Origin of the sequence: Pseudomonas agarici, assembly GCF_900109755.1 — a bacterium.
GTDB lineage: Bacteria > Pseudomonadota > Gammaproteobacteria > Pseudomonadales > Pseudomonadaceae > Aquipseudomonas > Aquipseudomonas agarici.
This window is the reverse complement of sequence record NZ_FOAR01000017.1, coordinates 62,694-79,681: the sequence shown is the minus strand read 5'-3', so window position 1 is coordinate 79,681 and position 16,988 is coordinate 62,694. Positions and strand designations below refer to the sequence as shown.

5 protein-coding genes are annotated in these 16,988 nt (G+C 61.5%); all 5 read left to right on the top strand.

Features of this window, described 5'->3' with window-relative positions; all coding sequences use genetic code 11:
- Window positions 1-36 precede the first annotated feature (36 nt).
- The 5 genes from BMX68_RS16315 to BMX68_RS16295 all read left to right on the top strand — a co-directional run bounded on the left by BMX68_RS16315 (window position 37) and on the right by BMX68_RS16295 (window position 16,988).
- Window positions 37-882, top strand: coding sequence for a dermonecrotic toxin domain-containing protein (locus BMX68_RS16315; RefSeq protein WP_143063304.1), 846 nt, complete (start codon window positions 37-39; stop codon window positions 880-882).
- The gene (locus tag BMX68_RS16310) at window positions 879-5,177 is read left to right on the top strand and encodes an NEL-type E3 ubiquitin ligase domain-containing protein (protein WP_143063303.1); all 4,299 of its coding nucleotides are present in this window, start codon (window positions 879-881) and stop codon (window positions 5,175-5,177) included. Before BMX68_RS16315 ends, BMX68_RS16310 begins: the two co-directional genes overlap by 4 nt.
- Window positions 5,178-5,326: 149 nt before the next feature.
- Entirely contained in the window at window positions 5,327-10,294 is a 4,968-nt protein-coding gene (locus BMX68_RS16305) for a dermonecrotic toxin domain-containing protein (protein WP_074862369.1), read from the top strand.
- A 337-nt stretch (window positions 10,295-10,631) separates the two neighbouring features.
- The gene (locus BMX68_RS16300; RefSeq protein WP_074862367.1) at window positions 10,632-15,626 is read left to right on the top strand and encodes a dermonecrotic toxin domain-containing protein; all 4,995 of its coding nucleotides are present in this window, start codon (window positions 10,632-10,634) and stop codon (window positions 15,624-15,626) included.
- 198 nt (window positions 15,627-15,824) lie between these two features.
- Entirely contained in the window at window positions 15,825-16,988 is a 1,164-nt protein-coding gene (locus tag BMX68_RS16295; protein ID WP_017132064.1) for an isovaleryl-CoA dehydrogenase, read from the top strand.

Below are 16,988 nucleotides of genomic sequence, written 5' to 3'. Positions count from 1 at the left end.
GCTGGCCCATTCGAATAACGAATCGGGTTTCATACAATGACGTCGACCACTCTAGCCGGCACCGGGTTGCCCACGGTCTCCACTCTTCCCCCCATGCTACGAGGGCATCGGGGGATCCACTACGACTTCATCAGGAAGCAGTTCCCCGAGTGGCTGGTCCAGGCTGATGCCTCAACGCACCGGGCGCTGGGCCAACGGGCGCTGGGCGAGCTGCCCGCCCTGAAAACCGCACCCGATGTCCTCACACACCTGCATCAAAGCTACACCGCCTGCCTGCATTACCAGCGCAAGGTCCAGACCGTGCTACGCACTCTGAGCACGGTCGAGTCCTTCGCCAAGCCGCTGCTGGAGCAGGCGCTCAAGGATGAGTTCGGGCTCACGCTAGATGCCAAGCAGACATTCCTTTATCACCCCACCCATGGCATTGCGGGCAATATCCGCTCATACGTCTCCAATCTGCTGCACGCGGCCCTGCATAACTACGAGGTTGCGCAAACCCGGGAAGGCGGGCTGGACGAACCGGGAACCGCAGCGGGGATCTACAGCGAAAACCCGGTCAATCAGCCGAACCCGACACTCCTGGCCATCTCACCAACCAGGTTTGCCGCCCTGAGTCGCCGGCTCGACCTGGGCGGGCAGTACCAGAAACACCTCGATGAGGTGTTCTTTCCAGGCGCCAAGGCGGGACAGTCGCCCCTGGAAGCACAGCACCGTGTTCGCAGCCATTTTTCACTTCATGACGCCTATGCGCTGGAAACTCAGGTCCATATCGCCTTCCTGCGCTCCCATCTGGACCCGACGGCCTATCGCTTGATGCTTGAGATAGCCAAAGGCAAAAAGTGCCGGTGCCCGCCGGGCACCCGCAACGCTGTTTCAGCTTGAGTTTGCTCAGGATCCCGCTCATCGACATTCTGATTGTACGTACCGATGACCACGCCCGCAGCTGGGTCGTCTATATACCGGGCGATCCTTTCCATCCGGTCAGGCAATACCCGTCCCGCGCCGCTTTCGAAGATCACCTGAGAGAGAAGCTACGAACACTCGATTACCTGAAGTTCTTTGTCCGCTTCATTCCTCAGCGCGAGCGGGCAAGATTCATCGACAGGTTGTACGCGCGCCTCGATCCCAAGCGTTGGAACGGCTACTTCTATCAGCCGACGCCCGACCCACGGGCCAACCTCGACCTGGCCGGTGAATTGATCGGCAGCTATCTGTTTCGCCAACGCTACCAGCAGAAGGTCGAGACCTTCTTCGACGATGCGCTGTTTATCGCGGTACCCACGGCGGACAAGGACCGGCAAAGCCTCACGGCGCACCTGCAGCACTATCTCAATATTGCCCTCAATGTCCTCAACGTCGCGGCGTTCATTGTGCCGGGGCTGGGGGAAATGATGCTGGGGGTGATCGCGGTACAACTGGGCAACAGTATTTTCCACACGATTGACAGCTTTGCCGTGGGGGACAAACAACACGCCTGGGCCTACCTGACCGGCGTATTGCAAAACGTCGCGCTGATCGCCGCGCTGGGAGCCGCCGGGGCGTCTGCCGCCGCCGCCGAGAACGCCGCAATCGCCAGCGCCAGTTTTGCCGATGGGCTGCGCCCGGTGAGGCTGCCCAATGGCGATATACGCCTGTTCAATCCGGATATAGCGCCCTTCGAGCACAAAATTGTTCTGCCCAGGACGCTGGAACCCGATGCCACCGGCCTGTATCACCATCAAGGTCGCACCTACCTGCCGATCGACGACAAATACTACGAGCTCAAGCCGGACCCATCGTCCTGGCGTTATCGTGCCCGGCATCCGCATAACCCCGATGCCTATACTCCGACCTTCAGACACAACGGCAGCGGCGGCTGGGCCCACGAATTCGAGCAACCGTTGGCCTGGGACGACCTGCACGCATTTTCACGCCTGGGGTCAGATGCCGCCGCCCTCGATGCGAGTTCCGCACGGCGTGTCATGCATATCAGCGCAATCAACGGCGACGTGCTGCGCCAACTGCATGTCAACCACATGCCGCCGCCAGCGCTGCTACAAGACACCCTGCTGCGTTTCAGGCTCGACCAGGACATCCGCCGCCTGGCCAGCCGCCTGCGGAGCGGAGAAGCGCTAGGGTATTCACGCGACGAACTGCATATGACACTGCAACTGTTAACTCACCGACCGGTCTGGCCCGCCTCGAAAGTATTGCGCCTGCTGGACAGACAAAAAGCCACGCTGACCGAATATCCCCCCAACCTGGATCCCCGGGTGACGCGCATAGACGCCACCTGGGACGATCTGCGCACCCATGATCTGCTCAGGACCGTGCTCACCCGCCTCTCGGAACGCGAGATCCGTACCCTGCTCGACGAAGAGTTCGGGCAAGGGCCGATCAGCCTGGAGGCGCGTACCGCCCAACTGCGCCGAATACTGGCCAGGGAAGCCGTCCAGCGGCGCGAAAGCCTGTTTGCCTCTCACTATGAGTATCGCACCCACTCCGTCGACCCGTCGCCGGCCGTGGCGGTGATCCAACGAGACTTTTCTTCGCTGCCCAGCCTGGTGGCCAGGGAATTGGTGAGCCAGGCCAACAATGTCGAATTACAGCGACTGGCGGCGGGGACGGTGCCGCTGCGGCTAGCCGAGGAGGCTCGCCTCTACGTGCAAAACATCCGCCTGGCCCGCGCTTATGAACAGGTTTATCTCGACTCGATCAGTCAGGCCGAGGCCTATCGGGTCGTCCTACCGATGCTGGAGAGACTGCCGGGCTGGTCGAGCGGCGTGCGCATCGAAATCCGCGACGGTGCCTTCAACGGACCATTGCTGGACAGCATCGGCCCCAAGCAGGCCGCTTCGCGCAAGGTAGTGATCAGGGAGGGCGACCGTTATGCGGCCCGCGACGCCCTGGACCAGGAACTGCATGGCCCGGACGACCTGTATGCGGCGCTGCTGCATGCGCTGCCGGACGCCGAGCGGGCGGCCCTGGGCTTGCCCCATGTCGGCCAGGGCGCACGGTTCAGGCAGGCGCTGCTCGACCTACCGCCCCTACCCCGCGAGACGTTACGTCAGCGTTTGGGCATGCCCCCCATCAGGCCGGACTTCATCTCACCGATGCGCCTGGCCAACGATCAGTTGGCCTATGGACTCAGCGGGCGCGGCGCGGGCCGGGCAGTACGTTCGTTCGAATTCAACCGTCTCGCCCAGGCGCTGTATCCGACCCTGCGACTCTCGGAAGTGGAAACCTTGCACGGCCTGAGAGACATGAGTCTGGGCGCGGGTATCGAAAAACTGCGGAAGCTGGAACTGGAATACGCCACCCTCGAAGATGAACTCGATGCCTGGGTCGGCGACCCCCAAACCTCTGTCGATGCCCGTGGCAGGCTGCGCCTGGCCCTGCAGATCAGACGCTGCTGGCGCCATGAAACCGATCTGGCGACCGACGCCAGCGGCCTGCCCATCGGCGGTCGCCAACTGAGTCTGACCGGCTATCCGCTGGAAAACCTGCCAAGGCTCTCGGCCAACTTCAATCATGTCACCGAAATGCACCTGCGGGGGCTGGCGCTGCTGCCCTCCGCTGAACTGGACAGCTTCCTCGATACTTTTCCCCGTCTGCAACGCCTGGACATGAGCCGCAATATCCTGACTCGCTTGCCCTCCGCCCTGGCACGACTGACGACGCTCAAGCACCTGGACCTCAAGGCCAACCAGATCGTCATCACGCCCGTTACCGGTGCTCCGTTGACCCATCTGACCCAGTTGGAAGTCCTCATCCTGGAAAACAACAGCACCCTGTCCATGTTACCCGACCTCAGTCCGCTGACCCGATTGTCCCACTTGCACCTACGCAACACCGGCCTGCGCCAATGGCCACGGGGTTACGAGCAACTGCCTGGTCTGCGCACCCTCGACCTCAGCGATAATCGGATCAGCAGCATTCCCGACGAAGTCTTCGCCGTCGACGAGCAACGCCAACGCCTCAACCGGGCGATCAATCTGGAAGGCAATCCGATCCCCCCGGCGCTACGCCAACGGGTGGAAAGCTACCGGCAACAGACCGGTCTTGACCTGGGACTCGACGTGCTGGTGGAGAGCGACGACCCGTCGGAGTGGAGCGGCAGTTCGCGCCCGCAATCGCGAGCCAGCTCACGGCACAGTCGCTGGGGCACACCCTCGCCTGTCCCGCGCGACAGCACACCCTGGCTCGAAGGGCTGACCAGGTCCGAACAGCAAGCCCGACGCGACCTGTGGCTGCGGTTGGCCAGCGATGATATCGAGGATTCCGAGGCCTTTTTCAAAGTGTTGGAAGACCTTAAGTACTCCGCCGACTATCACAGCCTCGAGCATCGTCTGCAATTGTCCGAGCGTGTCTGGCGCATGGTCAGGGCAGCCAGCGAAAATACCGAACTGCGCGAGGGCCTGTTCAACCGCGCCAACGCCCCAGAGCCCGATGCCTGCGAGGACGGCATCACCGTGGTCTTCAGCGACATGGGCTTGGATGTCCTGCTGTACGAGGCCAGGTCCCTGCCCCTCGAAGCACGTGAAGGCCCGCTGCTGCAACTGGCTCGCGGCAAGTCGCGCCTGGACCAGGTGAATCGGCAGGCGCGGCGCCTGATCGACACCCGCAAGGCCAGCGGTTTGACCCCGGATGAAGCAGAGGTCTACCTGGCCTTTCGCATCGGCCTGGCGCAGAGGCTCGAGCTGCCCTGGCAAGCCAGGAAAATGAACCACGCCGACATTGCCGGGGTGAAGAGCGAAACACTGGACGAAGCCTATCAAGCAATCCTGGAGCAGGAGGCTCAACCAGGTGAGATGTCCAGGAGTTTGGCCAAACAGCCTTTCTGGAAGGACTATCTGGAAAAGCGCTTTACCGAGGAGCCGCTCAAGGCGTCGCGGGAGCAGCGCGACAACATGATCGGCGCGCTCGACGACTTGCTGAGTGCACAGCGCGAGTGGTTCGGCGGCAAAGCGCTGGATACTGAGCAGAAAACCGAGCTGGCCGCCACGATCAGGCAGTCGGCGCGGACACTGGGGCTGACAGAAACCGAAGTCTTCGCCAGCGCCCTGACGGACAGCACCTACCTGAGCCTGTCAGCCGACATCGCCAGGCAGTACACCGATACGCTGGAACAATTGACCGAGCAACGCCTGCAGCGATGGATCGCGCAGGAGCCAGCCCAAACATCCGCTGGGCGCTAACACAAAGACACTGCCGGCGGTCCATAGCCGGCTGTTTTCGGCATTCGGATTGATGATTCCAACCATTTGATAAAGCTCAACTTTTTGAGCTTTTATCGGAAGATATCGCGGCTAAGCTGAAGGGCCCACCCACAGAAAAAACACCCATCATGAGCACCGAGCAACGCCCGCTTCACTCCCCTTCATTACCGCCGCGATCGACCAGAAACCATCGTGTAATCATCAGCCGACTGCCGTCCTGGCTGACCCAGGCCTCTCTCGAACAGCGCCGGGAATTCGCCGCGCGGGTCAGACTGAGCCAGACCTCCAAGACCGCACTGGCACGCTTGCTGACGGGCTTCAAGAGCGTCAAGGCGTTTGCCGCCCCGTTGCTGTCCCGCGCTCTGGACGAGCGCTATGGCCCCGGTCTGGATATTCACTATGACCGGCTCAAGCATGTGCATATCCTGGCCGCCGCGACCCTCGGCCAACCGCGCCAGGAAACCGTTATCGTGCAAAGCCTGTTGCAAGTCGCCCTGCAAAACTTCGCAATCAGCGAAACCGGTCAATTCGGTTTCGACCGTGGTTCGGCCATCCTGCGTAAGACCGGCGGCCTCCTAAAACGCCCCATCACGCCCCCGGACTTCGCCGCCCTGTGTCGCCGGCTCGACCTCGGCGGCCAATACCAAAAACACCTGGAGCGTCATCTGGGCCCGTTGTTCGACACGCTGTTCGAGCAGCACGAGCGCGACGAATTGGCCGTGCAGGCGCAGATCGCCCTGATGAAAGGTGTCTTGGACCTGTCGGCCGACCGGATGCTGCGCAGCCTCCTCGACCCCGCGCAAACACCCCGCTGGGACAATCGCCCCGTACAGTGCAGTTACCTGACCCTGCTCGATTTCACAAATGCCAGCGGCTATCGGGGCTGTCTGCTCAAAGGTGTCATGCTGATCGAACGCGACGGTTCGGTCGGCGCCGCAGATACTCCCTGCCTGGTCTACCTGTCGGGCGATCCGCAACATCCCCTCAAATCCTACCCGTCCGTCAAGGCTTTCCATGATGAGCTGCGCGAGCGCCTGAGGAATAAGCCCTATCAGGCCTTCTTCAAACGTTATCTTCACCTGCGCGATCAACCGGCATTCTTCCATGCGCTCGAGGCGCGCCTGAATCCGCTCAACCCCACCACCGGCCAACGCCAGCCAGCTGTAAACGCCGACCTGTTGCTGGAAAAAACCTCACTGCTCGAAAAACCGTTCCACGAGTTCTGTCGCCTGCAAGTGGTGAAGATATTCGACGACGCTCGCGTCACGGCGGTGCCCACCGGCGACGAAGACAAGAAAACCCGCCTGGCACGCCTCAAGTCATTGTTAAACTGGACAATCAATCTGTTGTTTCTCGTGCCCGGACTCGGTGAACCCATGTTGGCGGTGGTCGCCGCGCAGTTGTTGGTTCAGGTCTACAACGGCATCGAGCAATGGAACCATGACGAGAAAGAGCAGGCCGTGCTCGGCTTTATCGGCGTGGTGCTGAACCTCGAACTGCTAGGATTGGGAGCCGCGCTCACGGTGGATTTCCAAGGTTCGTCGTTCATCGAAGAGCTCAAGCCCGTCAAATCACCGCAAGGTGACCAGGCGCTATGGAAACCCGATCTCGGCCCTTACGAGCAAACCTTACCCGACAGACCGTCACTGCAACCCGGCGCATCGGGGCTCTATCACCATCAGGGCAAGACCTGGCTGGCGATCGACGGACGCCACTACCGGCTCCGGCCCGGCGCCACCGCCGACAGCTTCCACCTGCAACACCCAGGCAACCCCAACGCCTATACCCCACAGGTCTTCCACAACGGCAAGGGTGCCTGGCTCCACGAGTTCGAGCAGCCCATGCAATGGAAACAACCGCAGTTGTTTAGCCGACTGGGACCGGATGCCGCCAGCCTTGACCCGGTGTCCGCGAACAGGATCATGCAACTGAGCGGGGTCGACGATGGCGTCCTGCGGCGACTGCACCTGGACCAGGAACCACCTCCGGCCCTGCTGGAAGACAGCGTGACGCGCTTCAAGCTCGACCGAGATCTCAAGCACCTGGTGCAGCGCCTGCAAAACGGCGGCGTTGCCGACAGTTCCCTGGACGAACTGCAAATGGAACTGCAACTGTTGACCAGCGAACCGGTCTGGCCGCGTACAAAAGTGTTACGCCTGTTGGACCACCATGGCGCCGCGCTGACGGAGTACCCCGCAGGCCAGGCGCAAGCGTTGCCACGCATCGATCTGCGATGGCCAGGGCTCGACGCCAACCAGCTGTTGCGTAAGGTCCTGGAAAACCTCGACGAAACGGAAATCCGTGGTCTGCTGGGCGAGGACTTTGGTGCCGGCCCCATCAGTCTCGATGCCCGTACCGTGAGCCTGCGGCGCAAGCTCGCGGCACAGGCGGCCAACCGCCGGGCGGCACTGTTCGACTCGCATTATCGCTACCGAACCCAGTCCCGCGACCGCGCGGCGGCCGTGATACAACGAGACTTCCCGACCTTGTCGACGCCGATTGCCGAAGAGCTGGCCAGGCATGCCAATCCGAGTGAACTGAAATGCCTGTTCGAGGCCCGGCGCGTACCGTTGCGGGTGGCCGAAGAGGCCCGGCACTACGGTCGTAACCTGCGCCTGGCGCGAGCCTGGGAAGGGCTTTATCTCGATGCCACGCACAACGGCGACAGCGACAGGCTGATCCTGCGTCTGCTGGAAAAGCTACCTGGTTGGTCGAACCGGCTTCGCCTGGAGATACGCGAATCGTCCTTCGGCGGCGCGTTGCTCGACAGCCTCGGCGCACTGCAGGCACCGATTCGCAAGGTACTGGTCAGGAACGGCGAGCTGTACGAAGCCTACGATGCCCTCGGCCAAGAACTGCACGGCCCGGACGATCTGTACAGCTGTGTCCTGCACGCCCTGCCCGATGCCGAGCGCAAGGCCCTGGGGTTTCCTGGCACCCATGAGGCGGATCGACTGAAACAGACATTGCTCGCCCTGTCATTGCCCAGCCGCGCCGAGCTGGAAAAAATCCTCGGTTTGGCGCCCATCAAGCCCGGCTACGTACCGCCGATGCGCCTGGCCGACGGGCGTATCGGCTACCCGCTCAGCGGACGCGGTGTGGGAGAACGATTGCCGGGCACACGTTCCGCCAGATTCACCGAACTGGCGCAATCCCTTTATCCCACCCACTCCTCGCAAGCAGTCGAAGCCTTTCTCGCATTGCGCGGCCTCAACGAAGGAGCGGCCGTGCAGCGCCTTGAACAACTGGAGGCCGAGTACAACACCCTGCGCACGGAACTCAAGGCATGGGTTTACACCCCACCAGGGCCACCGGAGTGTGTGCAGATCAGAGGCCACATTGCCAGATCCATCAAGGCATGCTGGCGTCGCGAGCCGTTTCAGCGCGCGACCCAGGAAGGCTACAAGCTCCACTTCGTGCTGTACGACCCGACCATGCGGCTGCCGAACCTGTCAGCGGATTTCAGCCACGTGAGCGAATTGCTCATGAGCCTGGCCCACCCGGACATCGCTCTGGGCCTCAACACGTTCCTCAGCCGTTTCCCGCAGTTGAATCGACTGTACATCAGTGGTGGCGCCCTGGCCGAAATCCCGCCGGCCCTGGGCTCGATGACCCGACTGACCCACATCAACCTGAGCGGCAACCGCATTGTCCTGAGCCCGGAAACGGCCACCCTGCTGTCCGGGCTGACCCACCTGCGGGAACTGACCCTGGCTGGCAATACCACCCTGGGGCGCTCCCCGGATCTGAGCCGAATGCTCGAGCTGATTCGTATCGACTTGGGCAATACCGGACTCACCGCCTGGCCGACCGGCTACGAACGGCTACCGGCCTTGACTCGCCTGGACTTGAGATCGAACCGCTTGACCACGATCCCCGACTCCGTTCTCGATACCAGCGACGAGGGGCAGCGGATTGCCAGAGCGCTGAACCTCTATGGCAACCCCATCGAAAGTGACTACCTGGAAGACGCCAGCGAGTACCACGCACTAACCGACATCGACTTCGGCCTGGACCTGCCGTCCGACTCGGATCCGGATGCCGACCTGAGCAGCGACGACGAACCGGCGCATAGCCCGCTGGGCTCGCCAGGCCCCGCGTCACGGGACGAACGACCCTGGTTGCCAGGGCTCGACGGCAGCGAACAGGAGGATTTTCGCAACGATTGGCTGCAACTGGCCAGCGAAGAACCGATCACTCAATCCGAGGCGTTTTTCCGGGTGATCGGCGACCTGGAGGAGTCGGCCGACTATGGCGACGAGACGGCTCGCACGTCGCTCATCGACAAAGTGCGACGCATGGTGCGCGCCGCGATGAGAGACACCAAGGTACGTGAACAACTCTTCGCCAAGGCCAACTCACCGCAAACCGATGCCTGCGCCGACGGCATCGCCGTAGCCTTCAGCGACATGGGTTTCGACGTGCTGTTGCATGAAGCGTATGCCGAGCCGGATGTCCTGCAGATCGAGGCGAAACTGTTACGACTGGCCAGGGGCAAATCGCGCCTGGATCGCGTCAACGCGCAGGCCCGAATACTGATCAACAAGCGCAAGGCCATGGGCAGACATCCCGATGAGGCGGAAATCTACCTGGCTTATCGTATTGGGCTGGCCGAGCGACTTGAACTGCCCTGGCAGGCCTCGAAGATGCTTTACGGCGACATTGCCGGCATCAACCAGGCGCAATTGTATGAAGCTTACCAAGCCATCCTTGACCAGGAGCGCCAACCCATGGACGTGGTCGGGCAAATCGTCAAGCAGGAATTCTGGAAGGAATACCTGGATATCCAATATCTACAGGAGCTCAGCGAGAAAGAGGCGCTACGCAATTACAAGGGCTCGGCGCTGCTGGACCTGCAAGCGGCGCAGGAACGCTGGTTCAACAACGGGAACTTGTCGGCGGATGAAAAGACCGCCCTGCAAACGTCCATGAAGGCCTTGGCCGACATACTGGGCCAATCCGAACAGCAGGTGTTCGCACAAGCCATGACCGACGCCGAATACCTGGCACTCTACGAATCTATCGGGCGTGAAACCACTGACGAAATGGAGCGCCTGACCCAGCAAGCGCTGGGCGAACACGGACTGAGCAGTTGATCTTTGCCAACGAGCGAACCGCCTTCGCACGCACTGGCCCTTATCACCCATGAAATAATCGATTGTTTTAAAAATCAGCGCGCAGTGACCCCGCATCATCTCCAACCGGCGTGCCTTTCGCTCCAGGGCGCGCAGTTGGAGGGCCAACTTCTGGCCTCCGACGCTTCGATACCTCAGGGCCCGTTAGCACCAGATGCCTGCCAGAGGGCCATAACGGGCTATTTTACAGGTTCAAATTGTTCATATTAACCAACTGATTAAGTTCAACTTTTTCAACTTTTACCCAGGCGTATTAGGCATAAGCTGAAAGTCCTGTTCACGGAAGAAGTTGATCTTTATGAGTCCCCAGCAAACCACACCTGCCACCCCCGTTGCACTGGTAGAATCGACCCGCAACCATCGCCTGATCCTCAAGCAACTGCCATCCTGGCTAACCCAGGCGTCCCTTGAGCGACGCCAGGTATTCGCCACACGACTCAAGCGCAGCCAAGCCTCCAAAGCCGCCCTGGCGCACCATCTGCGAGGTTTCAAAAGCGTCAGGGACTTTGCCGCCCCGCTACTGTCCAAGGCCCTGGACGAGCACTACGGCGCGGGCCTGGACATTCACCGCGACCAACTTCGCCACGTCCATATCCTGGCCGCCGCCACCCTTGGCACCCCACGCCAGGAGAGCACCCTCGTACAGAGCCTGCTGCAAGCCGCTCTGCAGAATTTCGAAAGCGGCGAAACCGGCCGATTCGGTTTTGACAGCGGCTCGGCCATCCTGCGTAAAAGTACCGCGGTCCTGAACAAGCCCATCACGCCCGCAGACTTCGCCGCCGTCTGCCGCCGACTCGACCTCGGTGGCCAGTACAAGCGACACGTCGAACACTTTCTCCTACCCACCCAGCGAGGTCATTCAAGCCCCGTCTACAAGGTGCTCTTCGAGCAACAGGCACGCGATGAACTGGCGGTGCAGGCGCAAATCGCCCTAATCAAAGGCCATGTGGATCAATCGGCCTACCAGATGCTGCAAAGCCTGCTGGACACCACGCAGGAACCCCACTGGGACAATCGCCCGGCGCACTGCTACTCCCTGACCCTGCTCGACTTCCCGAACGTCGATAGCGGCGCTTGGGGCGCATTGCTCAAGGGCGTGCTGCTGATCGAACACAGCGTCCCTTCCAGCACTGGCGAGCTGCCCTGCGTGGCCTACCTGTCGGGCGACCCGCAACAGGCCGTCAAGCGCTACCCCTCCTTCAACGCATTCCACGATGAGCTACGTGAACGGCTTAGGGATAAAACCTTCCAGGCGTTCTTCAAGCGCTATGTTCACTTGCGCACTCAACCGGCATGCTTCCACGCCCTCGACGCATGCCTGAACCCGCTCGACCCGGTGGATGGGCGGCGCAAGCCGGCCCCGCAAGCCGACCTGCACCTGGAGAAAAGCCCGCTGGGCGATAACCCGATCGACGAGTTCTGCGCCTTGCAAACGGTCAAGAAACTCGACGATGCTCGCGTCAGCGCGGTACCCACCGACGACGAAGATAAGAAGACCCGTACCGCGCGCCTGCACTCGCTGCTGAACTGGGGCATCAACCTGTTGTTCCTGGTGCCCGGGCTCGGCGAAGCCATGCTTGCGGTGGCCGCAGCGCAAATGATCGTGCAGATCTACAACGGCATCGAAGAATGGCGCCATGAGGAGAAAATGCAGGCGGTGCTCGGTTTTATCGGCGTGCTGCTGAACGTCGAACTGCTAGGGGCGGGGTCCGCCCTGGCGCGGGATGTCGAAGGAGCGGCGTTTATCGAGGGACTCAAGCCAATCAAGTCCCCCCAAGGCGAGCCGGCACTGTGGAAACCTGATCTGACACCCTATGAACACAAACTGCCCGACACGCCGCTGCTCGAAGCCGATACTGCGGGACTCTATCGCCATCAGAATAAAACCTACCTGGGTCTCAACGGCCGCCATTACCAGCTCAGCCCCGGCGCATCCGCCAGGCGCTTGCGCCTGCAACACCCGAGCAACCCCGACGCCTACGCCCCGCTGGTCCAATACAACGGCAAGGGTGCCTGGCTGCATGAATTCGAAGAGCCCCTGAAGTGGCAACAACCGCAGCTATTTACCCGACTAGGGCCCGACGCGGCGAGTCTGGACTCGGCGTCGGCAAAAAAAATCATGCAACTGAGCGAGGTCGACGACGCTATCCTGCGCCGAGTACACCTGGACCAAGAACCGCCCCCGGCCCTGCTCGAAGACAGCGTGACGCGCTTCAAGCTCGACCGCGACCTCAAGCGCCTGGTGCAACGCCTGCAAAGCGGCGGCGCGGCCAACAGTTCATTGGACGAACTGCACATGGAACTGCAACTGCTGACCAGCGAGCCGGTCTGGCCATCCTCGAAAGTGTTACGCCTGCTGGACCGCCATGGCGCCGCACTGAAGGAATATCCCGCCGGTCAGGCGCAAGCCTTACAGCGCATCGACCTGCGCTGGCCCGGACTCAACGCCAACCAGTTGCTGCAAAAGGTCCTGGAAAACCTCGACGAAAGCGAAATCCGCAACTTGCTGGGCGAGGACTTCGGCGCCGGCCCCATCAGCCTGGATGCCCGTACCGTGGCCCTCAGGCAGAAACTCGCGACCCAAGCCGTGAACCGTCGGACGGCCCTGTTCGACTCCCACTACAGCTACCGCACCCAGAGCAACGACCCCGCCGTCGCGGTGATCCGCCAGGCGTTTGCGGATCTGTCTACGCCAATCGCCGATGAATTGTCCCGAAACGCCAATCCGGCCGAGCGGCGGATCCTGCTCGACGCTAAACGCGTCCCCCTGCGACTGGCCGAAGAGGCCCGCTACTACAGCCGCAATCTGCGCCTGGCGCGAACCCGGGAAGGCCTGTACCTCGACGCGACGAACAACCCCGATACCGACAAGCTGATCCTCAGCCAGATCGGCAAGCTGCCGGGCTGGTCGGACCAGGTTCGCCTGGAAATACGCGAGCCTCATTTCAGCGGGTCACTGCTCGACAGCCTTGGCACGGAGCAGGCACCGATTCGCAAGGTGCTGGTCAAAAATGACGGCCAGTACGAGGCCTATGACGCCCTGGGCCAGGAACTGCATGGCCCGGACAATCTGTACAGCAGCGTCCTGCACGCCCTGCCCGACACCGAGCGCAAGGCCCTGGGCTTTTCCAGCCCGCATGAGGCGGCCAGCCTGAAGCAGACCGTGCTTGATCAACCATTGCCGCCACGCAAGGAGATGGAAAAACTCCTTGGTGCCCCCCCCACCAAGCCCAATGAAACACCGCCCATGCGCCTGGCCGCTCGTCGCCCCAGTTCGTCGGCCGCCGGCCCCGAGGCGGGAGAAAGAACCCCGGGCTCACGCTCACTGGCCTTCACCACACTGGCGCAACGCCTCTACCCCGAGCACTCCTGGCGGCAGGTCGAAGTGTTTCTCGGCATACGCGGCCTCAACGACGTCGCGGCGGTACACCGCCTCGAAGAACTGGAAATCGAGTACAACACGTTGTGCACCGAGCTCGAAACCTGGATCAATACACCGCCCGAACCCCACATGGGAAGAACCGCCAGGTTCTATATTGCCAGATCGATCAAGCAATGCTGGCGCCGGGAAGCCTTTCAAAGCTCACCCCAGCAAGGCTACCGGCTCAGCTTCGTATTTTACGGCACGACCTCCCGTCTACCGGCGCTGTCGGCCAATTTCAACCATGTCACCGAATTGGTCCTAAGTCTGTCCCACCCGAGCATGATCCAGGGACTGAACAGTTTTCTGGAGGGTTTCCCCCAGCTAACCCGTCTGCATATCAGTGGCGGCGCCCTGACCGAGATCCCACCGGCACTGGGCTCGATGTCCGAACTGACTCACCTCAACCTGAGCGGCAACCATATCGTCCTGAACGAGGGAACCACCACCCTGCTCTCCGGGCTGACCCACCTGCAGGATCTGAACCTGGGCAACAATCCGGCCTTGGGCCGTTCGCCGGACTTCAGCATGATGCTCGAATTGACCCATATCGACCTGCGCAACACCGGCCTCACTCAGTGGCCGACCGGCTACCAGGCACTGCCGGGGTTGACCCGTCTGGACCTGAGCGCCAACCACCTGACCACTATCCCGGAATCGGCCCTCGACACCAGCGAAGAGGGACAACGCATTGCCAGTGCGATCAATCTCTATAACAACCCCATCGAAGGGGACTTTATAGATGACGCCGTGGACTACCACACGGAAACGGGGATAGACCTGGGGCTCGACATCCCGAACGACTCGGATTCGGACGCCAGCCTTAGCGACGACGAATCGCCGATACATAGCCCCCAGGGCTCGCGCCAGCCGATCTCACGAGATGAAAGTGCCTGGGTGGAAGGGCTCGACAACCAGGAGCAGGAGGCGTTTCGCGACGCCTGGATGCGCTTGGCCGGCGAGGAGCCGATCGAACAGTCCGAAGCTTTTTTCCGGGTGATTGGCGATCTCAGGGAGTCCGCCGACTTTGGCGATGAGGTTGCGCGCCCCAAGCTCAAGGACAAGGTCCAGCGCATGGTCAGCGCCGCCGCCAAAGACACCGCCCTGCGCGAGAAACTCTTCGCCAAGGCCAATGCCCCACAATCGGACGCCTGTGCCGATGGAGTCACCGTGGCGTTCAGCGACATGGGCCTCGACGTGCTGGTGCATGAAGCCTACATCGAGCCGGACGCCAGCAAGACCGAGTTGAAACTGCTGCAACTGGCAAAGGGTAAGTCGCGCCTGGATCGCGTCAACGCCCAGGCTCGGGCCGTGATCAATGAACGCCGGAGCAAGGGTCGAAATCCCGATGAAGCGGAAATCTACCTGGCCTTTCGCGTCGGTCTGGGGGAGCGCCTGGAACTGCCTTGGCAGGCCACCAAGATGCATTACGGAAGAATTGCCGGGGTCGATCCGACCCAGATAGAGACCGCTTACCAGGCCATCCTCGAACAGGAACGGCAGCCGTTGGATGGAGTTGTACAGCTCGTCAAGCAAACGTTCTGGAAGGAATACTTGGAGATCCAGTATTTGCAGGAACTCAGCGAGAAAGAGGTGCTGCGCGATACGAAGAGCGACGCGCTGCTGGACCTGCAATCGGCACAGGAGCGCTGGTTCAACAATGGGAATCTGTCCGAGGAGGAAAAGGCCCGGCTACAAGCCGTTATAAAAGCTTCGGCCCGCACCTTGGGCAAGTCCGAGCAGGAGGTGTTTGCCCGGCCCATGAACGACGCTGAATACCAGGCTCTCTACGAAGCCATCGGACGTGAGCACAACGACGAAATGGTGCGCCTGACCGCACAAGCGTTGCAGGAGCATGGGCTGACGAGCTGATTTCGCGTCACAGTAGTGAACAACGCGGTTTGCGCGAGAGCCGGGCTTGCCCGGCTCTCGCGGTCTCTCCCTGAAGCGGCCCAAACAGACCCATGGAAAATGTTCAATTGACAGCGGGCCTCATCGTATTTACGTTAACGTAAAGGTAAATCATCACGCATACCCTTGCCTTGCTCATCCCATAACAAAAGGTGCCCCATGAGCTATCCGACCCTGAACTTCGACCTCGGCGAAACCCTCGACATGCTCCGCGACCAGGTGCAGGGCTTCGTTGCCCGGGAGCTGGCGCCACGGGCGGCGCAAATCGACGTGGACAACCTGTTCCCCGCCGACATGTGGCGCAAGCTCGGCGACATGGGTCTGCTGGGCATCACTGTGCCGGAAGAATATGGCGGCGCCGGCCTCGGTTACCTGGCCCATGTGCTGGCGATGGAAGAAATCAGTCGCGGCTCTGCCTCGGTGGCCCTCTCCTACGGTGCGCACTCCAATCTCTGCGTCAACCAGATCAACCGCAACGGAAATCACCAGCAGAAAAACCGTTACCTGCCCAAGCTGATCAGTGGCGAACATATCGGCGCCCTGGCCATGAGCGAACCCAACGCCGGCTCCGACGTGGTCTCGATGAAGTTACGTGCCGACAAACGCGGCGATCACTATGTGCTCAACGGCAGCAAGACCTGGATCACCAACGGCCCCGACGCCCACACCTACGTGATCTACGCCAAGACCGACCTGGAGAAAGGCGCGCACGGCATCACCGCATTTATCGTCGAACGCGACTGGAAAGGCTTCAGCCGAGGCCACAAATTCGACAAACTCGGCATGCGTGGCTCCAACACCGGCGAGCTGTTCTTCGATGATGTCCAGGTGCCGGAAGAAAATATCCTTGGCACCCTCAACGGCGGCGTCAAGGTGTTGATGAGCGGCCTCGACTACGAGCGCGTGGTGCTCTCCGGTGGCCCGACCGGAATCATGCAGGCCTGCATGGACCTGGTGGTGCCCTATATCCACGACCGCAAGCAGTTCGGCCAGAGTATCGGCGAGTTCCAACTGATCCAGGGCAAGATCGCCGACATGTACACCCAGCTCAACGCCAGCCGTGCCTATCTGTACGCCGTGGCCCGCGCCTGCGAGCGCGGCGAGACCACGCGCAAGGACGCCGCCGGGGTGATTCTCTACAGCGCCGAACGGGCGACCCAGATGACCCTGGAGGCGATCCAGATCCTCGGCGGTAACGGCTACGTCAACGAATTCCCCGCCGGACGCCTGCTGCGCGACGCCAAGCTGTATGAAATCGGCGCTGGCACCAGCGAGATCCGCCGCATGCTGATTGGTCGCGAATTGTTCAACGAAACCCGCTGA